Origin of the sequence: Ruegeria sp. HKCCA4008 (genome assembly GCF_013033125.1) — a bacterium.
GTDB lineage: Bacteria > Pseudomonadota > Alphaproteobacteria > Rhodobacterales > Rhodobacteraceae > Ruegeria.
In genome coordinates this window covers 1-23051 of record NZ_WQDM01000018.1, presented here as the reverse complement: position 1 = coordinate 23051, position 23051 = coordinate 1, and the positions used below count along the sequence as shown (strand labels likewise).

18 protein-coding genes are annotated in these 23051 nt (G+C 51.9%); 7 read left to right on the top strand and 11 right to left on the bottom strand.

The genetic code is table 11. The annotated features are described in order from the left end of the window. Positions 1-303: 303 nt before the first annotated feature. From GOW60_RS20820 to GOW60_RS20805, 4 genes are all read right to left on the bottom strand, one after another. Positions 304-1161, bottom strand: coding sequence for a DUF302 domain-containing protein (locus GOW60_RS20820; RefSeq protein ID WP_171230790.1), 858 nt, complete (start codon positions 1159-1161; stop codon positions 304-306). Position 1162: 1 nt separating this feature from the next. Further along, the gene (locus tag GOW60_RS20815) at positions 1163-1552 is read right to left on the bottom strand and encodes a DUF4345 domain-containing protein (protein ID WP_171230789.1); all 390 of its coding nucleotides are present in this window, start codon (positions 1550-1552) and stop codon (positions 1163-1165) included. A 126-nt stretch (positions 1553-1678) separates the two neighbouring features. Beyond that, positions 1679-3241: an arylsulfatase gene (locus GOW60_RS20810; RefSeq protein ID WP_171230788.1), complete on the bottom strand. Its 1563-nt coding sequence runs from the start codon at positions 3239-3241 to the stop codon at positions 1679-1681. Positions 3242-3426: 185 nt separating this feature from the next. Continuing rightward, the gene (locus GOW60_RS20805) at positions 3427-4974 is read right to left on the bottom strand and encodes an amidohydrolase family protein (protein WP_217355665.1); all 1548 of its coding nucleotides are present in this window, start codon (positions 4972-4974) and stop codon (positions 3427-3429) included. A gap of 272 nt (positions 4975-5246) precedes the next feature. Between GOW60_RS20805 and GOW60_RS20800 the strand changes: the two genes are divergently transcribed. Continuing rightward, positions 5247-7172: a DUF3604 domain-containing protein gene (locus tag GOW60_RS20800; RefSeq protein ID WP_171230786.1), complete on the top strand. Its 1926-nt coding sequence runs from the start codon at positions 5247-5249 to the stop codon at positions 7170-7172. Positions 7173-7408: 236 nt separating this feature from the next. Here GOW60_RS20800 and GOW60_RS20795 read toward each other — a convergent pair whose 3' ends face one another. After that, the gene (locus GOW60_RS20795; RefSeq protein ID WP_170723438.1) at positions 7409-8290 is read right to left on the bottom strand and encodes a LysR family transcriptional regulator; all 882 of its coding nucleotides are present in this window, start codon (positions 8288-8290) and stop codon (positions 7409-7411) included. Between the two features lie 104 nt (positions 8291-8394). Here GOW60_RS20795 and GOW60_RS20790 point away from each other — a divergent pair, with 104 nt between their 5' ends. The 3 genes from GOW60_RS20790 to GOW60_RS20780 are packed head-to-tail and all read left to right on the top strand — an operon-like array spanning position 8395 to position 10358. Next, entirely contained in the window at positions 8395-9189 is a 795-nt protein-coding gene (locus GOW60_RS20790) for a VOC family protein (RefSeq protein ID WP_171230785.1), read from the top strand. A gap of 35 nt (positions 9190-9224) precedes the next feature. After that, a complete protein-coding gene (locus GOW60_RS20785) occupies positions 9225-9995 on the top strand; it encodes a nuclear transport factor 2 family protein (protein WP_171230784.1) in 771 nt (256 codons plus the stop codon). Positions 9996-10007: 12 nt separating this feature from the next. Beyond that, complete coding sequence (locus GOW60_RS20780; RefSeq protein ID WP_170723441.1) at positions 10008-10358, top strand: antibiotic biosynthesis monooxygenase; 351 nt, start codon at positions 10008-10010, stop codon at positions 10356-10358. A 230-nt stretch (positions 10359-10588) separates the two neighbouring features. Here the strand turns inward: GOW60_RS20780 and GOW60_RS20775 are convergent, their stop codons facing one another. Beyond that, positions 10589-12082 carry a DUF1254 domain-containing protein gene (locus GOW60_RS20775; RefSeq protein WP_171230783.1) on the bottom strand — a complete coding sequence of 498 codons (1494 nt, stop codon included), beginning with the start codon at positions 12080-12082 and terminating at the stop codon, positions 10589-10591. Positions 12083-12116: 34 nt separating this feature from the next. After that, positions 12117-13628 (bottom strand): DUF1214 domain-containing protein, encoded by a 1512-nt coding sequence (locus GOW60_RS20770; protein WP_217355664.1) that lies wholly within the window; start codon positions 13626-13628, stop codon positions 12117-12119. A gap of 111 nt (positions 13629-13739) precedes the next feature. On the opposite strand from GOW60_RS20770, the gene GOW60_RS20765 reads away from it, so the two are divergent. The 3 genes from GOW60_RS20765 (at position 13740) to GOW60_RS20755 (ending at position 17238) form a co-directional block, all read left to right on the top strand. After that, on the top strand, positions 13740-14747 hold the full coding sequence (locus GOW60_RS20765) for an AraC family transcriptional regulator (protein ID WP_171230782.1): 1008 nt from the start codon (positions 13740-13742) through the stop codon (positions 14745-14747). Between the two features lie 915 nt (positions 14748-15662). After that, the gene (locus GOW60_RS20760; protein WP_170332103.1) at positions 15663-16184 is read left to right on the top strand and encodes a hypothetical protein; all 522 of its coding nucleotides are present in this window, start codon (positions 15663-15665) and stop codon (positions 16182-16184) included. A gap of 565 nt (positions 16185-16749) precedes the next feature. Continuing rightward, the gene (locus GOW60_RS20755; protein ID WP_254444049.1) at positions 16750-17238 is read left to right on the top strand and encodes a hypothetical protein; all 489 of its coding nucleotides are present in this window, start codon (positions 16750-16752) and stop codon (positions 17236-17238) included. A 10-nt stretch (positions 17239-17248) separates the two neighbouring features. On the opposite strand, the gene GOW60_RS20750 is transcribed toward GOW60_RS20755, so the two are convergent. The 4 genes from GOW60_RS20750 to GOW60_RS21270 all read right to left on the bottom strand — a co-directional run. Further along, complete coding sequence (locus GOW60_RS20750; protein ID WP_254444048.1) at positions 17249-19837, bottom strand: AsmA-like C-terminal region-containing protein; 2589 nt, start codon at positions 19835-19837, stop codon at positions 17249-17251. Between the two features lie 268 nt (positions 19838-20105). Then, positions 20106-21668: a murein L,D-transpeptidase gene (locus GOW60_RS20745; RefSeq protein WP_254444047.1), complete on the bottom strand. Its 1563-nt coding sequence runs from the start codon at positions 21666-21668 to the stop codon at positions 20106-20108. Positions 21669-21860: 192 nt separating this feature from the next. Continuing rightward, positions 21861-22496, bottom strand: coding sequence for a helix-turn-helix transcriptional regulator (locus tag GOW60_RS20740; RefSeq protein ID WP_254444046.1), 636 nt, complete (start codon positions 22494-22496; stop codon positions 21861-21863). Positions 22497-22695: 199 nt separating this feature from the next. Then, positions 22696-23051: hypothetical protein (locus GOW60_RS21270; protein WP_254444045.1), on the bottom strand; the 356-nt coding region annotated here is incomplete at its 5' end.

The following is a 23051-nucleotide window of genomic DNA, read 5'->3' as shown; positions in this document are numbered from 1 at the left end:
CGTGGTCCTCCGTTTCCTAAACATAACGGTGGACCAGTTCAGTGGGGGAGGCTCACTTCGTACGCAACAATGCAAGTGCATCGCCCAAAATTGCTTTGCTGGTCGTCAAGTGGAAGCTTATCCGAGTGTGGGAGAGAAACGTGGACCGCAAAAAGCAACGCTATTTGTATCTACAAGAGTCGCAGGCACATACGTAACGCAGACACTTAGCTGGACCGGCTGAACTGCCGCTTGGAGCCCAAAGTGGACAACGAAAAGGTGGCCAATCGGTATAGGGTTTCTATTGCGTTTTCCTAACAGCGGCTACTCAATTGCCGTGCGAAATGTTGCGGTAAGCCGTTTGTTCAAACTGTGATGAGGTTCGGCTGAAGAACCGTAGTGCAACTCCGCCAAAGCAGCGATGTCATTGAAAATGACTACGGAGCCGCCTTCTTCATTCGCGTAAACCAATAGTTTTTGGCAAAAGGCATCCAAACCAATTGCCGGAAAGTCCGCCATAGCCACATCACCGGGCGCTGGTCCGCCGAATAGTAAAAGTACCGCCTCCGGCAGGTCCACCCCCAGTTGGGACGCTTCGGTCGCAAAATCGATTTTCCCAAACCACACAGTATCGTCCTGCCCCATGACTGCTGTCCTGAGACGTTCGACTGCCTCTGGTACGCTGAGCTGAGATCGCAGTTCGATGATCCCGTAGTCGGCAAACAACCCGTTGGTCGGCGCTGGTGTTGCATCCAAGTCGTTTAGAACTTCGAGCATCTTGCTCTGAAACGCACTCAACGAAGAAGCGTCCGTGAGCCCATGCCGGACTTTGAGGAATTGAGAGTCTGTGTAAGCGATCTGTGGGCTACCATCCTGATCGAAGGAAAGTACGCGAAAAGGAAGGTCCAGACCTGCTCGCACGGTCTCTTCCAGAATTGGTGTGTTTACCTCTGGATCAGAGAAAACGAATACACGAGATGCTGGCATTTCGACGCCTTCGGCCTTGGCCAGGCGTGCGTGATCTATCGATGCAATTGGAGCAGCTTCCGCTTCGGAAACGGCAGTCTCAAGCTCTAAGAAGTTTTCGTCCACCGCGGTCTGGACAGATGAAGATTGTGCAAAAGCGGATGCCGAAACTGATAAAGTTGCGATCATCGAGAAAACAAAGCCAGACCTCACCATTTTACCACTTCCTGTTTCCTCGTACTTTTTTCAGAGAAACCGCCGCCAGAGCTGCAAAAGCTATCTCGGCTGCAAGATAAAAGAGAAGTACCCCGTTCGGAACTCCATCGATAAGGATGCTTAGTATGCGCCCAACGGCCAGTCCTGACATAAACAAAAATAGAACCCACAGCGCGGGGCGTTGTAACTCTGGTTTCGAAGCAGCCGCCAACCAAAACAGCGCGTTTGCCATGTAAAGACCCATAATCGCTCGGAAGACATGAGTCTGGTTCGTCCCTTCCACTGGAAATCCCAGCAAAACTGGGATCGAACGGCCGGGCATCAGACCGTATGACAACGCAATTGGCACGAGGCCGACGGCAGCAAGCAGAAGGACTAATCTAGCACTCATGGAGGACTCCTTCACGTAGAGGTTTCGCTTTTTGCGAAATTCCTAGTCGGTTATTTTGGGCATCCGATGATCCGAGCCGGATGCCCACGCTGCGGTGAGAAAGGCGTATTGGTTGCCTCGCTTCCTCTACTGAGAGATGCCGCCTTCGGTTGATGTTTGTTCTTCAACATGGTCTTGATTGGCGACCGGCTTCCCGCGCGGAGGGAACTCCTCGAAAGTAGCGAGATGTGCCTGCACTAACCGGGCGGCTGGGCCGAATGCCCACATTTTCTCACCCATCCAGCGGACGTACATACCGCTTTCCTCCGCAGCTTTTTCGTAGGGATCGCGGCGGAGGTTGAAAAGCAAGGGGGCGACCAGTTCTTCCTTCGGGCCTGACCAGCCGTAGTTTTGAACGACAAAGTGCGCTTTCCAATCGTTGTAGCGTACTGCTTGGAGGTCCGTACCCTGATAGTAAATCAGCTCGCGGCGATTGCTCTCTTCATCCTCACCCGTCAGGTAAGATAGTTGATTGTAGCCATCGAGATGCACTTTATAGCCTTCATATCCCTCCAGGAGCTTTTCTCTTAGATCTGTCGGACCTCCAGCCGCAGCTACAAATGTTGGCATCCAGTCCATTCCACTGAAGATGCCATTCAAGACTTGACCTTCTGGAATTTTGCCCGGCCAGCGAATAATCGCAGGAACTCTAAAGCCACCTTCCCAAGTAGTACCCTTTTCCCCATGAAACGGAGTCGTACCACCATCGGGCCACGTCAGTGTTTCCGGGCCATTGTCTGCGGTGAACATCACTATGGTATTATCGGCGACTCCCAGGTCCTCAAGGTGGCTGAGAACGTTACCAACGTTGTTGTCCAACTCCTTCATGACAACATCCTGAAGTCCGCGCCCATTGCCCAACATAGCTTCGTATTCGGGGCTGAGGTGGGTCCAGACGTGTGCACGGGCTGGAGCCATCCAGACAAAAAACGGAGTGTCCGACTCTACTGCACGAGAAATGAAGTCCTTAGTGTATGATGTCACTTCGTCATCCAAAGTCTTTTGGCGCTCAGGAGGCGCAGGCCCATCATCAATAATGCGCTGCTTCCCGACTTTTCCAAATCGCGGGTCGACTGTTTCGTCTTCTTCCTCTGTTGCGAACGAATGAATGATGTTGCGAGGCGCGAATTGCGCATTGAATTCTGGGTCGTCTGGCCAATCCGGATCAGACGTATATTCCATGGCATTCAAATGATACAGCCAGCCCCAATACTCGTCGAAACCTTTTGTAGTCGGTAGGAACTCGTTGAGATCGCCTAGGTGGTTCTTTCCGAATTGCCCCGTCGTGTACCCCAACTTTTTCAAGAACATCGGAAGCGTTGGGTCATCTGGGTTTAAACCTATCGGATCGCCAGGAAGCCCTACAGTGTGCATCCCCGTCCTAATGGGCAATTGTCCAGTCATGAAAGCTGATCGACCGGCAGTACAACTTGGCTCGGCATAATAATCTGTGAGACGAGCACCCTCAGAGGAGAGGCGATCCAAGTTCGGCGTCTCGATGCTTTTGACACCTCCATGGTAAACGCCGACGCTCGCCCAACCCACGTCGTCTGCCATGATGACAAGAATGTTGGGCGGGGCATGCTCGTCGGCCCAAGCTCCAGCGAAAGCAAAGCAGACCGCGCCCGCTACTGAGACAAGTTTGTTCATTTAGACCTCCCAAAACGCTATTTCTCACCAACGATAGGAAAAACATCGGCTTGGAGGAACAGTCTGATTTGTTAACTTTTTAGGCTCAGCACCTTGGTGCAAAAAATTTCTTCGGCCGCAAAGTCCGTACAGCAGACGCTCACAAGTACTTTGCGAAAAACCGAACCGAGCCCAAAGCGGTCACCTTATCTTTCGAGCTTGCGGCGGATTGGTTGACCGGAATCAGCGTCTATTTTGAGTTCACCATTCTCAACCACTAATGAGCCGTTTACGAGAACGGTATGGACACCTTTTGCAGGTTGGTTTGCGTTTTCATAGGTGGCTAGATCCGCCACTGTCTTGGGGTCAAAGACGACGATGTCAGCATCCATTCCAACTTGCAGGCGCCCTTTCTTTCTCATTTGTGGAACGAATTCCTCGAGCGTTTGAGCTGGCATCAAGGACATCTTGCGAATTGCTTCCTCGAGCGACAGCAAACCCCGTTCGCGCACATAAGATCGAAGGATTTTTGTGAACGCTCCAGCAGACCTTGGATGACTGAAAACGTTGTCGGGAAGTGGCCAATCACTTCCCTCATAATTTAGAACAGCCCCGCTTTCGTCGAAGTAAGACCAGAACACTGCATCCGAGGCAATCATGACTGCTGGGTGGGTAACGGATGCATCCAATAGCGCAAGCGCTTCAGGATCGTTCTCGTCCAGAAAATGCCACGTAACAAAGGTGCCAGGCTCGTTGTCCTGGTAATCGGCCAGCTCCTGTTCTGTCATGCGATCTGCGCCCAATTGAAAGTTCTGAGCCGTTGAACTCATGCGTTCTCGCCACCCGTCACCCGAGAACATCGCGGCTCCTACAACGGTGTTCGCGGCGCCATAAGGATAGGCCTCTACTGTGACGTTAATGCCTTGAGTCTGCGCACGATCCACCAAGTCAAGGGTGGCGTGTATGTCCTCCAATGAGGAACTGTTGATATGACAGATATGCATGTGTGCGCCTGTGAGCGCCGCATTTGCAATCAGTTCCTTTATCGCCTCAAAAGACCCCTGCGGTTCCAAATTCGATGCATATCGCACGTGCGTATACGTGGCCACACCATAGTCGGCGGCCATATTTGCCAACGCAAAGTACTCTTTTTGTCCGTAACCAGGCGCATATCCTGCATTAACGCCTACACCCAGTGCCCCCTCTTTCAATCCTTGCTCGACTAAGTCCAACAACTCCACCATGCGAAGCGGATCGGCGATTTGTGTTTTCCAATCGTCGAACCTCTGCGCATCTTGAAAATAGGATAGTTCGGCAACAGGCCCTTCACCTGTGAACGCAGCTATTCGGCCAAACGTCCAAGCCGCAGACGCCCCATAGTTCAGCGGCGTTTGCTGCCGTTCCATTTCGGCATACCAATCTGCAATAGGTAGGATACCGGACTCCAACTCCAGAACAGTTGTTACGCCTTGCATCGCCTGCATACGCATATCGCCCAAGTTCATGCCGTGTGCATGCAAATCGATGAACCCTGGCGCCACTACAAGATCAGTTGCATCGATCTCCAACGAACCTGCCATGGCGAACTCTGAAATAGCGGCTATTTCGCCACCGTTTATTCCTAGATTTCGGATGGCGTCCAAACCTGTCTCCGGATCGATGACCCGCCCGTTTGTTATGACTATTTCGTAATCCTGCGCCGAGCAGGTCGTGGCAATGGCCACAAAAATCGAAAAAACAAATGTGCGGTACATGAGCGGAATCTCCATGTCTTCAGCGTAAGGCGATGAAGGAACAGATCAATTCTATATTTTTGCTTGGGTCTGTTTTGTCCGCAGAACAGACATGCAGACGATTTGGTTGAACGTTCAATTCAGGCCCAAGTCGGCAGCTCTTTGGGCAGGTATCCTAAACAAAGCGGCAAATGGCTGTGCCGAGGTCGGAGCAGACAGCCTGTTGACTAGTGTCAAGCTACACTGTCGGCTACAGTTAGAGCAATTCGGTACGCGTGGATCAGGGTCAAATTATGCTCAAACAATTATTGATTGGCACTACAGTGATCATATGGGCGCCAAGTGCCACTCTTTCGCAAGAGATTGCACCTGGTCCGGAAGACTTTACAAATCCTCCTGCTACTTATTCACCCTTCGCTAGGCATGGTGCACGGAGCAACGACTTCGCGGCCGGGCTGTATTGGGGTGATACGCATTTACATACGATGTTTTCGACCGATGCAGGGATGATTGGAAACACCCTTACACCCGAAGACGCGTACCGCTTCGCACGTGGAGAAGAGGTTATTACGTCGTCAGGGCAACCTGTGCGGATCGGTCGCCCACTTGATTTCCTCGTAGTCGCTGACCACGCCGAATACCTCGGCGTGCCAATCATGCTGGAAGAGGCGAACCCCGATCTACTGGCAACTGAATATGGGCGGCAATTGTACGATCTGGTCCAATCAGGCGAAGGATATGAAGCTTATATCCGTTTGGTCGAAGGCGTCGCGCAAAATCGCGATTTTATCAACCAACCCAAGATTACCCGTACAATCTGGAATCGGCAGATTGAATTGGCGGAACAGTACAACGACCCAGGCAATTTCACGGCCTTTATTGGATTCGAATGGTCGTCACTTAACACCCTCGAGACCCCATCCAATCTTCATCGTGTTGTTGTTTTCAAAGACGGCGGCGAGAAAGCGAGCCGCGTGGTGCCCTTTGCTTCATTCGACAGTGTCGACCCTGAAGATCTTTGGGCGTACATGCAAAACTACGAAGATCTGACGGCGGGTTCTGTTCTGGCCATTCCCCATAATGGGAACTTGTCAAACGGGCTCATGTTCGCGACGGAGCGCCTGAACGGAGAGCCGATTGACGCCGAATACGCGAGTACTCGTATGCGCTGGGAGCCGCTGATCGAAGTCACACAGATCAAAGGCGATGGAGAAACGCATCCCGCGCTATCTCTGAACGACGAATTCGCGGACTACGGCACTTGGGACAAGTCTGATATTGTGGGCTTGGCCCCCAAAACCCCGGAAATGCTGCCGTTTGAGTATAGCCGTTCTGCTTTGCAAGTTGGCCTTCAACAAATGCTGCGCCTTGGCGTGAACCCGTTCAAGTTCGGACAAATTGGTTCGACGGATTCCCATACAAGCGTTGCCACTGCGAGGGACGACAATTTCTGGGGTAAAACACCCTATTCGGAGCCCTCATCAGACCGGTGGGAAAACTACATCGTCCAGTCATTGAGCGGCGATGACTCGCTCTCCTCATTCGAGTACGAAACGATTGCGTCAGGACTTGCTGGAGTGTGGGCTCGTGAAAATTCGCGTGCCGCAATATTCGACGCCATGCAAGCCAAGGAAGTCTACGCAACAACTGGTTCGAGGATAGTCGTACGTTTCTTTGGGGGCTGGAAATACACCGATAGCGACGTCTACCGACCCGATGTTGTCGAGGTTGGCTACAGAAAGGGAGTTCCAATGGGCGGCGATCTTACGGCTGCACCGGATGCAACAAGTCCGCCTACTTTTATGGTTGGTGCGCTGAGAGACCCACAAGGCGCAAACCTTGACCGCATCCAGATTATAAAAGGCTGGGTGAATGCCGCTGGCGAACGTCAAGAGCGAATCTTTGACATTGCCCTTTCCGATAATCGGGAGATCGGACCCGAAGGCCGAGCTACAAGCTCCGTCGGCAGCACGGTTGACGAGGCGAATGCCACTTACTCCAACTCAATCGGAGATGCCGAATTGCGCGCTCTGTGGGTGGACCCCGATTTCGATCCTTCCGTACCTGCGGTCTACTATGCCCGTGTTCTTGAGATACCAACACCTACTTGGCAGGCATATGATGAGAACTTCTACGGAATTACGATGACAGCAGACGTTCCGCGAAGTCACCAGGAACGGGCTTATACGTCACCGATTTGGTATACACCACGACGTTGACACACCCTACGACCAATCGCCTTCGACGTCACCTGAACTTACGCTCACACGACTGTCGAGCGCGGCGGTGCAACTGACCGCGGTTTTGTCCCGCATCTGGAAAATTGTAAAGTCCAACTGCGAACGTCAGCTATGGGGCTGCGACTCGCCAACCATGCAAACCGCAGAGAACGGCAATACTGAGCCCATACCTACCAAATGCCGCACACTGCACGAATGGCCACTTTCGAGCCGACCTACGCCCGAATCTCTTCACGCATAAACTCCACAAAGGCCCTTACACGCGGCTTTCGAAAGGCCGAAGGTAACTGCACGCTTTGGATCGGCAAAGTGCGGGAATGGAACTCCGGAAAGAGTTGCACAAGACGTCCGGTTTCAAGGTCGTCCCCCAAAAACACATCTGGGCATATGAAGATGCCGCTCCCGGCACGCGTCGGTACGAGGCACGCGGGAGGACTGTTTGCCAGAAATGGGCCAGAGACAGGCACCTGCACGGTTTGCCCTTCGATCTGGAATGGCCAGCGGTTTGGATCGGGGTTGTTCGCATCTCGAATGCAAATGTGGTCCGAGAGTTCCGCAGGATGTGAAGGTGCGCCATGTTCTTCAAGGTAGCAAGGAGTCGCGACGACTTTCATATGCGTTTCACCGAGCTTGCGAACGACCAAACTGGAGTCACTGAGCGCGCCGATCCGTATTGCGATATCGAAACCGCCCTTGGCCAGATCAGCATAATGATCCGACAAGTCCAATTCGACTGTGACGTCCGGGTGTTGCTCTACGAAACGGCTTGCTGCTTTAGCCACCGCCGTGTCGCCATAGGTAAGGGGCGCCGCCACACGAACGATGCCCTTCAAGCCCTCTGAAGCGTCAAACTCAGTCTCCAACTGCTCCAATTCAGCCAGCACCCGTCGCGCTCCTTCCAGATATCGCTCCCCCTCGTGGGTCAACGACATAGACCTGGTGGTGCGATGGAGAAGATTCAGCCCAACCATGTTTTCGAGCTGGGCCACACGTTTGCTGACCAGCTTGTTTGAAATGCCAAGCCGTTGTCCGGCGGCGGCAAAAGAACCGGATTCCACAACAGCCACGAAGCTCTGCATCCCGTCGATCCGGTCCATAGCATTGTCTCCATTTGCGCGATACACACTCGCTCTTATCGCCATTTCATGGAGAAAAGACCATCGCTAAGTTCCTCTCAAGCTGAATCGCAGGAGAAAAGAACATGGCAACGTCAGACGCCCCCATCTCAATAGGTCAGGTCGCCCTGACGGTGCGCGATCTGGATAAGACCGCCACCTTCTATGAAGACGTGATTGGCATCGGCCTGATCGAACGCAACGGTGAAAGCGCCTTCCTCGGCACCGAAGCCGGAACGCTGATCGAGTTGCGCCAGGACCGAAACGCTAGACCCTTTCCTAAAGAGGCGGGGCTGTTTCACACCGCATTTCTGTTGCCGTCCAAACAAGTCCTCGGCGCATGGCTGATCTACGCGGAAGAGCGCGGTGTTCGCCTGGATGGCGCATCCCACCACGGTGTCAGCGAGGCGCTGTATCTGAACGATCCCGAAGGAAACGGCATCGAAATTTATCGTGATCTGCCTCGCGAAGCGTGGAAACGCCAAGGCGATACCATCCACATGACAACGCACCCGCTCGACCTGAAATCACTAACGGAAGATGCCACACAGTGGCAAGGCGCACCGCAAGGCACAGTCATCGGACACGTTCATTTACGTGTCGGTGATGTCAGCAAGGCAGCCAAGTTCGTTACTGACGAGCTGAGTATGGTTCAGACATTTGAGCTGCCCTCAGCCCGCTGGTTCGGGTCCGGTGGCTACCATCACCATCTTGCGGCGAATGCTTGGCAATCAAAGGGGGCAGGCCCGCGCTCTGTCGAAACCACAGGTCTCGCGAGTGTTGAGCTGTTGGCTGACCCCGCAAGTCTCACGCCCTGCCAGAAGGTCGATCCGTGGGGCACAGAATTCACGATCACCTCAGTGCAGGCTTGCGCCGCGTGAATGTCGTCAAATCAAACCAAGAGAGGACTACAACAATGACACCTAAAGAACTCGTAATGGAGGCCGTAGCTGCCATTTTTGTCAACTTCGACGCAACTGCCGCCGAACAGCTGCTGGCAAAGGACTATATCCAGCACAACCCAGCCGTCCCCACGGGGGCTGCGCCGATCCTTGGCTTCATTCCTGGTCTGAAAGAAAGCGGGATCAAGGTGGATATCCACCGGGTGATCGCGGAAGGCAACATGGTTGTCCTGCACACCACCTACAACAACGCTCAGGCGTTCGGTGCTGAAACTTTGGTGGGCTTCGATGTTTTCCGCGTCGAAGACGGAAAGGTTGCAGAACACTGGGACAACCTGACTCCAACTACACCGCCAAATCCTTCGGGGCACAGTCAGACCGATGGTCCAACTGAGATCACCGATCTGGAAAAGACGTCCGAGAACAAGGCTTTGGTCACCGACTTTGTGAACACGATCCTTAAAAATGGCGATGTTGACCGGATCACGGATTTCCTGTCCGCGGAGACCTATATCCAGCACAACAGCAACATTGCTGACGGCCTGGACGGTTTGGGTGCGGCACTCGCTGGCATGGCCGAGCGAGGCATCCAGATGATTTACTCGGATGTCCACATTGTTGTGGCCGAGGGCAACTTTGTCTTTAGCGCCTCTGAGGGCACGTTTGCCGACAAGCCGACGGCCTTCTATGACCTGTTCCGCGTCGAAAACGGCAAAATCGTTGAGCATTGGGACGTGATCGCAGATACCCCTGCGGGAATGGCTCATGACAACGGCAAGTTTTGATCGGGGGCGAACATGAGAGCATTCCTGATCACCCTCACGATGATGCTAGGAGGCTCAGCTATGGCTCAAGAAACTGGTGTAGTCGAGATTGTGACAATGAACCTTGCCGAGGGTGTTTCAGCTCAAGCGTTCGAACCGGTCGACAAGGCCATTGAGGACGAGTACGTCAGTAAACAGCCTGGCTTCATCTCCCGGCAAGCCGCCTTCGCAGACGACAAATGGGCGGTTGTCGTCAATTGGGAAAGCGCGGAGGCAGCGCAAGCATCCATGGACAGCTTTGCCTCTGCTCCGGCTGCTGAGAAGTTTATGAGCATGATCGATGCATCTTCTATGTCGATGAAGCGCTACCAACTGGCACGGTAAGAGCCTTCATACTAACCAAAGCGCCCATGGAAACATGGGTGCTTTTTTGCATTTTGATCATCAGCATTCATCACCCGACAATCGGGCTATCCAGGAGGACGGCAACTCTGTCCGCACAGCAGACATTCATGCCTTGGACAGCGAATGTCTTCTTCGAGCCCAAAGCGGACACCGAAAAAATGTCAGACGACGCCAAAAAGTAACGTCGCCCGATAGTCGCGGTTGTCGCTTTATTCTACCAGTTCCAGATCACCAGGACGCCAGGTCTTGTCGAACCAAGGCTCGAGCGGGCCGTAGAGGCGCATCATCACGTTGAAGCTTTGCCCGGGCATGGTTTGCGCCCAGTTGTTCTCCCAACCTTCTGGGGCTTCTGGACCAAAATAGATGCTGGTACTCCCATCCTCATTCGGCTTTATCCCTGGTCTATTAGAGTCGATACCACCGGATTGCTGGTCAGTTTCAAGGATTGACCGAGTCTGTCCGCTATACAACATAAACGACGCAAAGTTTTTGGCGGGAACCGGCGCCGGGAGCGTTACCTTATAGGTTTTTGAGCCGTCAAGGTACTGTCCGTTGTTGTCTCGCGCTGTCATCGCATAGACAGACCCCGTCCCGACCGGTGGCGAGGTCATCGCAGGCGTTATGCCCGTTGCCATATAGAAAAAGTACGACCGATCATCGAGGATGCGCGCGCCGTCCTCAAGAAACTGATAGCTCTGGCGTTGGAACGGTGAGTTCCATTGCCGGTCTTCATAAAAGAAAACTCCCGGATCGCGCGAGGCATACGTAATTGCTCGCGCCGTGGCATTTGCTATCGCTGCTGCCTCCTTGAAAATGGCCTGCATACGGGCATCGGGTTCAAAGGGCTCGCCCTTCCCGATCCCTATGGAAGCAAACGTTCCTACAATTTCCGGACTGAACGCACCAATTGGATTGTTTTCGAGCGCGACGTGGATCTCTTCAAAGAAGTCTTCGTTGTTCGCGTGAACAGTGTTGTGTTGAACACCGGAGATATTCAGGAAAGTTTCCGCGGGAGGATTGTCCGCTTCACTAAGCGGATAGATATTCAGACCCGCCTTAATCTCGGCAACAGGGCCAGCCGTATCTCCGTCTGCGTCTGGCGAGCGTCTTAGCAACAACCAGTGCTCATATGTCTTTGTGCGTAGTTCGAAGTAGCCCTCGGGCACCGGCGTTTCATCGTCGTTGTGCAAAAGTAGATACTTGCCACCTTCTCCCTTATCCGCGCCAAGCGCCCCGATATCCGTCACATAGTCAAACGCGGCGTCATCAAGCAACCCAAGCAGGCCTGCCGGAACCTGAATCACCATCGGGCCATTTGAGATATCAACATTCGAACCAATGTAGATTGTGGTTGTATTGGGCGTCAGCCAGATGGACCGCGCGTCCAGCAGGTCTTCTGCAATCACGACGTCATTGGGATTGACGCCCAAGTCTTCGTATCCCTGAAACATAGCTCGAAGCGAAGCGATCTTCATGCCATCCAGGAAAGCCGTCGTTGCTCTGATCAGATCAAGGTTATCGAAGACTTTCTCCACCGTCTCGGGTGATGGCATACCATCGAAGAATTCCAGATCACCAAGCGTCTGGGTCTCGACCTTGTCTGGTGTAAGAACATTCTCAGGAACGTCGGCTTTGAATTCTTGGGCTGAAGAATGCGATGCGAGTACCAGGGCAGTCAGCACAGCTAACGACTTTGTTTTCATTGTTCGCTCCATTGGGAATTACTGTTTGTTTTGATCAGTTTACTTTTTCTAGATCGCCCAGCATCCAGCCACTCTCCAGCCATCCGTCTTGCGGCCCATATAGACGAAACAAAAGGAAGTACGGCTCTGTGGTTGGTATCCAGTTGCTTTCCATGCCTTCCGGTGCTTCTGGTCCAAAAAAGATGTCGTAAGAACCGTCTTCATTAGCCTGCATCGCATCAGTGTCGCGCTCGGACAAACCGACAGGATCAACGTTCCGAATGAAGCTCTTGGTCTCCATCGAATAAACAATCACGGACCAGAAATCGTCGGCAGGTGTATCCGCTGGGACGTTCAGTTTATAGGTCTGATTGCGATCGTACATTTCCCCGTCGCTGTCGCGCAGGCCTGTCAGGTAAAATGTACCTCCGCCCAGTTGTTTCGGCAGGTATGTAATCCAGAAATAACTGCCGCCCGCACGCGCATCCACAAGGACTTCGGTCTCAGTCTCATACGGAAAACCTGCCTCGGGTTGACCTTCGGCAAAGTCCCATATCAGCCACTGGCTCTTCATCTCGCCGCTATCGTCGACCCAGAGCGGGATCATGGCTTTGCCGGGCGTTACAAAGTAGTTCTGCATTGAGGCATACGCCAACAACAAACCCTCATTCATAGCTTGCATCTGAATTTCTGATGGCTCGAAAGGTTTTCCCTTTTCGATCCCGAGATCCTTCAGGAAATTTACCATGACCTTGTCTTGTGGTCTGACGGGGTTGTTTTGAACGTAATCGTTCAAATCCTGAAAGAAGGTCTCGTTGTAGTATGGAAGCGAGTCGTACGGCACTTCTGACGCTTCGAGATAGTTGTTGGGTGGTGGATTGTCGGCCTCAGACAGGTAGTACACTTTGATCGTTTGAGCGTAGTCGGCCGCATCGGCGTCCGTTCCGCCATTCGTCAGTTTTGGCCGGAACGAAAACCCATATTCGTAGGTATCTGTTTCAAAGGGAAGGTATCCCGCCTCAGTTAATTCCTCCAGCGACATATCCCCTTCGTAGCCTGGGGGTAGCATAAGGTACTTGCCGCCGGCACCTTCATCGAAACCGTCGGGACCAACGTCCACAATCGGAACATCCCAGGCATTTACGATTGTACCGAAGTAGTTCACCTTTTCGGTGGCAGCGGGCACTTCAATGACAAGGGGGCCGGGTTCGGAGGTCATCGAAGCCCAAGCATAGGCCGTAACATCGTTGGCCGTAAGAAACCCATGTTTGGAGTCGAACGGCTTGTTGAGATAAATGATGTCATTGTAGTCGCCACCGAGGTCGCGACGAATGCCCTTGAGGAAATCGATCATACCGGCGGCAGGCATTCCCCAGATGGCCGTCTGGGTGGCACGCTGCACCATAATCTTGTACTCGATGTCCGCGACCTCGGCTGATCGTGCAAGGATTTCGCCCGTGTCGTTGAAGGACTGTGAGAAAACTGGTGAAGCAGAAATACCTGCGCCGAGCACCATTCCCAAAAAATGCATCGAAAAACCGCCGTGTAATGGCCGAAGTATTTTCATACTGCAATGCTCCCTGCTGTTTAGGGCAAGCTTGCACATCCGTTCAGCCGATGCGTATCATTTCACGACACGCGGGCGAACAAGCGGGTTGACGGATTGAACCTACCACCGATGATTTCGGCCAAGGCCTTGGGCGCGATGCCCCAGTTTGTGCTTGAGGCCGCTGGGGAAAGACGCCTGTTGCGTGCTTTTGACTCTGCCGATCTTCCTGTTCACTTCATTGAGGAAAGAGGCGGTTACATCTCGGAGCATGCCTTGGCGACCTTTGTGCACGAAGCCGCACGATCTTCGGGACAACAAAACATCGGATTGTTGTGGTCACCGTATCTCACCGTCGCTGACTACGGCGCCTGGGGGAGTTACGTTCTTTCTGCTCCAACGCTGGGGGCAGCGCTAATACGAGCTTCTGCCGTCATGCCATTTCATTCGTCCACGGATCGCGCGTGGCTTGAAACTTCGGGCACAAGCGCGCGCTACTGTTATCGTTTCGGACTTCGCTCGCATTTCGCGTATCCGGACATCGGTTTCTCGGCCGTTGGGGTTTTTCTGAGCATATTCCGCGCGTATTTAGGAAACGACTGGAAGCCATCGGCCGTGCTCTTGGACTTCCCGAAAGTTCCTGGGTTTGTCGAGGCAGAAGACACTTACGCTTGTCCTGTAATCTGGAACGCCACCCGCCTTGGGGTTGAGTTTGAAGCTTCGGCTTTGAGCTCCGAAGCTACGCCCAAAAAACTCACCGGCGGCTCGACAACTGTCGGAGATATTTCTCGCGAACGATTGGGCGGCCCACCTCAAACACTTAGAGGGCAAGTCGAGGAAGTGGTTTGGCAACAACTTCATCGGGAGGAAATGTCGATTGATGCCACCGCGCGTTCGCTCGATCTTGGCGTTCGCACACTACAACGGAAGTTAGCAAGCGAAGGGGTTCGTTTTCGCGAAATCGTCAACGATGTCAGGGTAGCAAGGGCTGAGGAACTCCTCACAGATACGCGCGAGACAGTCTCCAGTATCTCCTCCATGCTAGGATATGAAACCGCAAACAACTTCAGCCGCGCATTTAGGAAGTTGACGGGATTGGCGCCCTCTGACTATCGCAAGATGAACTCCGGTCATACTTGAATGGTCGTCTGCAAAATCAAGCCGTTGGCGTCTGCATTGCTCACAAATTTAAGTTAAGGCTGGATGCGACGAGTAACCGCGTCCAGCCCGAATAGGGCGGCAAGCTAACCTAGTTCGATCACTTTTTATGTTTTCTTTTAGGATCAAGAAACAGTGTGCGTTGGAACAATGACAAAGTTACAGAGTATTTGCTTGCGGAGGTGGTTTTATCAGATGCCCCGCGTCGATTACCCTGGGATAGGTTCAACGCGGGGCTGTAGGAAAGTGCTAGGTAATCAAAATGATGCCCGCACTCACTACGGGAAGCATTCTGATATTTCGATACTTGATTTATTTATGTATCCAATTTGAATATTTGATAGCTCCAACTGCTTCAAAAGTCAGAACGTGCAATGCGAACACCCCTCGAGGTAGAGCGCTTTGATCGCGAGTTTCCCGAGCACCTTCTCAAAATTGGTTAGTGGCTTATATCGGTTGGTCCATTTTTTGATCTGTTCCAAGTAGTTATTTAAAAAGAAACCACGTGATGGAAAAAACTACTGTAAATGCATGGACGCGCCTATGTAGTTGTGCTTGCGGCGCAGCCCATAGTCATTTCCAGACACGAACCAAAGAAATTAGCGAAAAAAACCACGGTCGTTCATGGGATGGGAGACGACCGTGGGTAGCAGTTAGGGGTATGATAGGTACGAAGCCATCATGAGTTTGGATCAAAACTCTTACAAAAGATTTGTATTTTGAAAGAAGAGCTTGCGTGCTATTCAGGCTATTGGTGTTCACCGACGTTCCGCAGTGCTTTTCGAGCAGTTGTTTGCAGAAAACGCTTTCACACGTTGAAATAAATTCACATCGAAATATTTGGTTTTGTCGCGTTGTGGGTAGCTTCGCGACGCATCGTCTTATTGGGAGGAATACATGAAATACACTGCCATTTTCGCCGCCGCGGCAATCTCCGCTTTTGCAACTGTTGCCGCTGCCAAAGATCCGATTCCGGCAAGTAGTGATAACTTCGAGATTTACAGTGAGGTTGAAGGCTGGACGGTTTATGCTGACAACGACTCCGGTACATGCCTGATAGAAAAAGTCTTCGAGAGCGGGAACGTCATGCAGATGGGTCTAACCAAAAACCAAAAACACGGTTACTTGGGAGTATTCACGCAAGCTGACATAGACATCAAAAACCGTCAAAAAATAGAAATAGCAATTGACGACTTCGTGTATGAAGGTCGCGCAAAAGGCATAAAAAGCAAGAAGCTAGCGGATGACTACTCTGGTGGCTATATCGTTGTAAAGGACGCGAATATGGCGACTGCCGTGGCCGAAGGACAGACTTTGATCGCATTTCCAAAGAAGTCTGCAAATTTCATTGTGGACCTAACCGGTACGAAGAAGGCTATGGAAGAAGGTCGTAAATGCAACCTTGCACTTGCCAGCTAACTTAGGCCGTTGCTCAACCTCAAAAAAGTTGAGCTGCCTTTTTATCAAACCATTAGTGGCCCCGCAGTTTGCGGGGTCACTTGTCAGTAATTTTTTGTGTCTTCGCCTCAAGCATCAAGTTTATGGTTAGCCAACCCAAACTGGCGCGGGCGTTGTCTGGAAAGCAACGAATGTTGGTTAATCCAAGTGAGTGGCCAGATCGAGTGCGATATTCAAACAGGGCAACGCGGTCTTTTATTGCCCGTGGCTGCTTTGTCCGCAAAGCGGATGCTCATGCCGAGTACAGCGAATGACCGCTACGAGCCCCATTTTGACCGATGCTGCGCGATGTCCCAATGACAGCAATGCGCAGAAAGCGGACTTTGCAAAGTGCAGCGGACTGGGAAAAGCAGGCATTCCTGCCAATAGCAGCGTATGCGGCTTTGAGCTGGAAGCAGACTTCACGGTTGCGCCCCGACAACTTGTGTCCTGATGAAGCTTCTTCTGTATCGTTTGATTGATCTTCCTTGATCGGTAGGATGGGTAAACCTTCAAAACTAGTCCGGGGTTAAAAATGTACAGGTATATGCTGACAATACTGGCTTTGTGTTGTGCAAGCTTACTTCATGCTGCTGGTATGGAGCGGTGGGGTGAGTCTGGGGATTGGTCAATCCTGATTGATCCCGAAAAGGGCAACGGCTGTCTGGCGTGGAAGCCCTTTGAAAACGACATGACCGTTGAAATCGGCGCGGCACCCAATCAGGACGGCGGCTTTTTTGCCGCTTTTAATCCGGCCTGGGTTCAAATCGAAGATGGGGCGACCGGGGTCGTACAGTTCGATTTTGGTGATGCGAAGTTTGAAGGCGAAGCGGTGGGTGTCTTCAAGAATGGCGTGCCCGGTGGTTACGCCTTTTTCGACAACCCGGCATTTGTAACCGAGTTTGGAAAACGCCAAAGTGTCACGATTATTGGTGAAAGCGGGGCTGAGGTTGAACTAGATCTCAGCGGGTCTGCAAAAGCAATCGAAGGGGTTCTGGCGTGTCAGGCCGAGCAGCCGGAACCACTGAAGAACTAGGTGCGTCCGATTACTGCAATTGATTAATGTCTGGCACGCAGGGTTGCCTGTCGGCAGGCATAGCATCAGCGCCTTCAGGGGCCTTGTTTCTGGACCCGCCCACATCAAGTTTGAACTTTGGCGACGAAAGCTGGCCAGTCACATTAAAGGGCCAGGCGCTTCGGGATAGGGGTTTGCCAACGCGCCGCGGCTCCGCTCTTATTGCTATCGTATCATTCAGCCAATCCACTTGCCCCCTTGCAACCAATTGAACCGATCCTGTTTCTATTACGATGGAATTTGAACTGACTTGTCCGGCCTGGATATCAACCGGGGCGACGACGCAAGTTATGTCGGTGTAGCCTTTTCTGAACTCCTCTGAAAACAGCCAGGGGAAAATGCCCAGCCCCGCCAGTTCCAATAAGCTGGTGCTGATATAGCCCTGCGACATCGACAAAGACGCGTTGCCGCGCATCGAGTTGATGAAGGCCTTGCCCGAGGCAGTATTGCCAGAAACGTTGAACTCACCGCTCAAACGGCCATAGGCATCAATTCCAATTCCCAATTCATCAAGGATTTCACCAAATTCCCATCCTGAGGTCGATCCTGACAATGAAAGCCAATCAGGTGAGTCAATCAGGTCCATGACCGCCCGCAGGCTGAAGTTTCCGCCGCCATAAGACATCTGAAGAGGTCCGAAATCCACGGTTCCTTCTTTGGCAGACATTTGGCTGGAAACAGATGTTACGCCTTGTTGGCCTAAAATCTCTTTGAATTCGATTTGTACCTCGACGTCAGCTTCTCTTAGCACGCGTTGCACATCCAGAAGATCGGCAGGTTTCCCTTTTTCCTTTGGCAACACCAGGGGCTGGACATCTGTCTCCTTCGGCAAAACCAAGGGCTGAACTTCGGCGTCAGGTTGTTTTGAGGCCTCGCCCACCAAGCTTTTCAGTTGGTCCAACACGGCAGTCAGGTTCTTCAGGTCGTTGAGATCGAGCTTTTCACTCGTGATGTTGCCACGGACGACGGATGCACCTTCGGGAAACTGTGCATCAAAGGCTGCAAGAAGATGCGAAGACCCGGCCTCGAACTGGATTGCGGCATCAAAGTCTTCACCCTGCCTGGAGGTTTCAGCATCGATAGCGAGTGCTCCGATTTCAACAGGTTGCAGGTTGAGCGCGGTCAGAAACTGGGCACCGTCGTCGACATCCAGTTCCACATCGAAATCGAGACCGGCCAGACCTTTGAGTTCGTTGACAGATAGTGCGAGATCGAGCGCCCATAGTTCGGTGCCATAGTTGGTAGCATTGAACCTATTGAGAGAAACCGGGCCGCCTGTATTGGATATGTTGAAATCAGCCTCGATACCGCCGAATTGGTCAACGTAGCTTTTATCGAGGTTGGGAAAAATCAACTTGGCGGGCCCGTTCAACTCCCCATCGAAAGTTACGTCCTGAAGCTGAAGCAGATCGAGAATTTCCCCCTCGGCTTTCAGGACAGGCTCTTCAATTGGACCGGCTTGCAGCGCGATGCCCAGCATGGCGAGCCGGCCGTCCGGCATGCGACGAATGGTTTCGATAGAGGCTGGACCGATTACGTCTAAACCCTGGTCAAACGCATTTGTTTGAAAAAGTAGCTTCTCGAATTCGAAGGACGTCAGAGATCCGACCATATGCATTTCAAAGCCGGTGAATTTCAGCTCTTGGATACTTTTTGCTGCTGGCGGCGGCTGTCCTTCGGGATGAAGCCGCGCATTGAAAAGCAGATCGACGCCCTGAGCGGTGTAGAGGTCATCTATTGAACCCTCAGCTTCAAGTTTCTGCCCTCCCTCCAAGCTTACGGTGGTTGTAAACGCTTCGATTTTTAGGGCGTCTTGGGACACGAGTTCAGCTTGCAACTGGCCATTGCCTTCCAAAACACGTTCCAATCCAATGACATCCAGAAAATCACCGAATTCTCCGGTGTCCATCTCCAATACAGCTCGATAGCCACCACCTTCGTCTTCCGTGAAAGGTTCGCCATCATAGCTCACGGTCATTTCTCCAAAACTGGCCCGCGTCGTAAATGGCGCGGCGCGAGGGTAGTCGCCATCGATTTTGAAACCCTGACCGTTGACGGAGCCGGAACCAAAGACCTTTGTTCGTTGCCCATTGTCGACTAGTGCGAGCGCGAGTGACTGGAGGTCAAATACAAACGAGAAGCCCGAGACCTTGTCGTCGATGTTTAACCCGATAGACGTGAAACTGACGTTCTTGTCGCTCAGAAAGTTCAGGATCCCACTGCCTTCAGTGTCGCTTTCATTGATCCTATCAGCGCTAGCGACGTCTGTTTGATCATCCTCTGATACAGTTTCCTCGGACACCGGCTTGGGTGTTGGCCTGTTTTTTCGCCAGCTTGTTGTGCCGTCTGCGGCTGTAAGAATATTCGCTTGGAGGCCTTCCACTACCAGATTGTCAAAATGCAGACGTCCATTGGTCAACGCGGCAATGTCCAACTCCAGTTCCAGCAGGTTCAATTCTACAAGTGGTGACTCCGGCATTGTCTGGCTCGGGATGACCACCCCGCCGACGTAAATGTGACTAATGCGTCCAAGCGCGACGCTTACATCATCGTTGACCAATAGAGGCCGACCAATTTGTTCCGATAGTACTCTTTCTACAAGGCCACGTCGCATGTCCGAGAACATCGGAGCAGCAAGCAACAACCAGACAAAAGCGATTGCAGCGAAGGCTAGAAATGCAACAAGCCCAACTATTCTTACGAGCCAAACCCTCATGTGCTCCCCTATTGCAGCTCACACTGCTTCGAATTTCCGCCAATTAGAAGTCACCAATACTACTGGCAATTTAGCACGCTTAGAATTGCGCATCTCTTTTAGGATGACGTGTTCATCGGTCCAAAGCCGCAAGTATTCGAGCATCTCGCTCGTAAGGGTCCTCGCGGAAATGAACGGTCCCATCTTCGACCCACGCAGTCCAATAGGTCAAAAGGACCGGCATAGGCTCGGGTAGGTTAACTCGCGTTGTCTTCCCGCTATCCAGAATGGATTGCATCTTTTGCCGGCTCCAGTCCGGCTCTCCCTCCATCAAAAGGCTGGCAAATTCGAATGGAGACTCAAGACGCACGCAGCCTGAACTTAGGTTTCGCTCATTTCGGTCGAAGAGACTGCGGTCGTTGGTGTCATGCAAGTACACTGCGTATTCGTTGGGAAACATGAACTTGACTAATCCTAACGCATTGTCTGGACCCGGTTGCTGAACCAAAGTGACGCCAGGGTTCTTTGCCCCCCAGTTCACAGCGTTGGCAGGAATCGTCTGCCCGTCTTTGTTCCGAACTACATAATTGTTGCGCGCCAGATAGGCTGGATCCTTGCGGATGCGCGAAAGCTTATCCTTCCGAAAAATCGAGGCGGGAACAGTCCAAGTCGGATTGAATTCCATGTATTCAATTTCATCTCGGAACACTGGGGTTTTTCGGTAGGCTGATCCTGTGATCGACCGAGTGGTCCAAAGCGTCCCATCGGACGTGACCAAGTAAGTACGAGCGCCTGCAATGTTTACCAGCACGAACTCTTCGTCGATTTCGCGCATGAGCCAGCGGCCTCGTTCCAGGCTGAGCCGCAATTTATCTATGCGATCTTCGACAGGTTTGTTGAGAGACGCGAAGGTCTTACCACCAACGACGCCATCTGCCTCCAAGCCGTGACGATTTTGAAAGGTTTTTACCTGTCGCACCAAATGATCGTCATAAACCCAAGCTGGATTTATACCGCTTTGGCTGATTTCTGGAAATTCATTTGTTCCATCGTAGCCTTCTGTCGCTAACCTTTTGCGCAGTTCGGCGACGGCAGGATCCACCATTTCCGGCTTAAGAACCGTTTCTTCGGGGACTGTGTTCCAGCCTCCCTTTGATGCGATAGCTCTGTATTTGCTCAATGCATCAACGAGCATCGTATATTGCGCGTTGTCGATATCGATGCGTTCAATTAAAGCGCTGAAGCCTTCATCTTGAAGATAGTGGCTCAATACAACGGAAGGGTCTTGTTGTATTACTGGCTTTGAGAAATTCCAAGCGTCGTCTAGCGCATTTGGATCGACTTTTCCAAACACCAAATGGTGTACGAGTTTTACGGCCGCGTCAGTCGCCAGAATATCGAATAAAGCTCGACTGGAGGCATCGCCATCCTGTGAGGCTTTGAATGCGGATCGAAGCTCTTCTAGTTTGAAGTCACTCGGCGTAAAACCCTGATCAATTGCTCCGTCCAACTCCTCAAAAAGCTCGTCAACCAATTCAAAACTGGTCCAAGCTGGCGTAAATTCTCTGTCCGTATAGAAACGAGGTACAAGGATTTCTGCGTCCAAACTCTTGCTGTTTGAAAGTGTACTACTCGCATTCGTATTTGACCGCAGCAGCGCTTTTATCTGCTCCGAGACTTGGTCTGCTGCGCCCAAGTTAGGGCATGTTATCAGCGTTGCGGTTAGTGCAGTTGCAACCGCTGATCTAAGAACTTTCACCATCCCCTCCTGAATAGTCAATCTATATGTGGTTGCTGCAACATAGGATACTCCAACATTTTGTATAATCAAATCGTAATTTATTGTTCTCAGATTTTGCTCGCAAAGCGGACCTACTTCACGGGCATATTATCGAACATCGAGGTCGTGCTTTAACCGGCAAGGCGACGATCCAAACCAACGGCGACACGTTCGTGTAAACGCACTTGGGTTTTTGTAGCCCAAGTTCTTTCCGATATCTGTTATAGAAAGGCGCCCCTCGGTCAGCCATTGCTCCGCCTGACGCATTTTCGCGCTGTCTACGAGATTTGCTCCTGTCGTGCCGTGTCTTGCAAGTTCTGTTTGAAGCGTTTTGGGATGCAAACCGATGAATTTTGCAAATCCGTCCAAGCCAGGCCATGCGGAGTAGTCAATCACAGAGAACAAGTCGGTCAAGTCGAGTACTTTTTGAATGGGGCTGTAAGCTTCCGTCGTCTCGTTTCGTTCAAATTTTGACTGCTGCATCAACCAAGACGCGGGGAACGACATACTGAGGCCCCATGCATTGCATTTTTGAACCTGACTTTTTGGAATAAAAGTTGGCGGGATCGCTTTCGGATCAAAGACAAGTATTTCGACCAATGCGCTGTTCCATACTGGCCCCAATCTCGCCTTCAGCATTTCAGACCATGCAACAACATCCCATGCGTCTGCTTGGCCGGGAGGTTGAGAGGCTTGAAGCATCCGGCGACCCATCAATATGGCCCGTCCATCTTCAATCGTCATTGTGTAATTCATTGAAATTTGCACGGCTTCCACAAAGTGAAGCCAAGCGACGAGCAGGTCTCCCAAGCTAGGCGTGTAACTTAAAGTTTCAGGTGGGACGAAACCGTCACTCCAATCAAATTGACTAGCAATCTCTGCGCAAAGATATGGATTTTTTGAAAGTCTGGCGGCACGGTTGGACGCGCGATACACACATGCGCTAGGAATTGGTTGGGTAGGACCAGATAAAACTTCTGACCTGAGTAAGCAGCCTTCCAAGACCTTTTCTCTGTCGGCGCCCAATTCGCAAGCTCGAACCACTACCGCTGACAAAAATTTTGACTGCATGACTGGGATCGTCACTTGAGAAGCCTGAGCGCACATATGTCATCCTGGTTATCTTTACTGGACAGAGAAAATTTAATTTGTCCTCAAATGACAATAAGTAATTCTCAAAAACCTTGATAGCATGATCGTCACCTTGAGCAGCCTCAACTGACTGGTCCAAGTTGATTGTTAGCGCATCATCGGCCTGTGATCCATCGGGATGATGGTTTCGGGCGCTGGCGGGCGGTA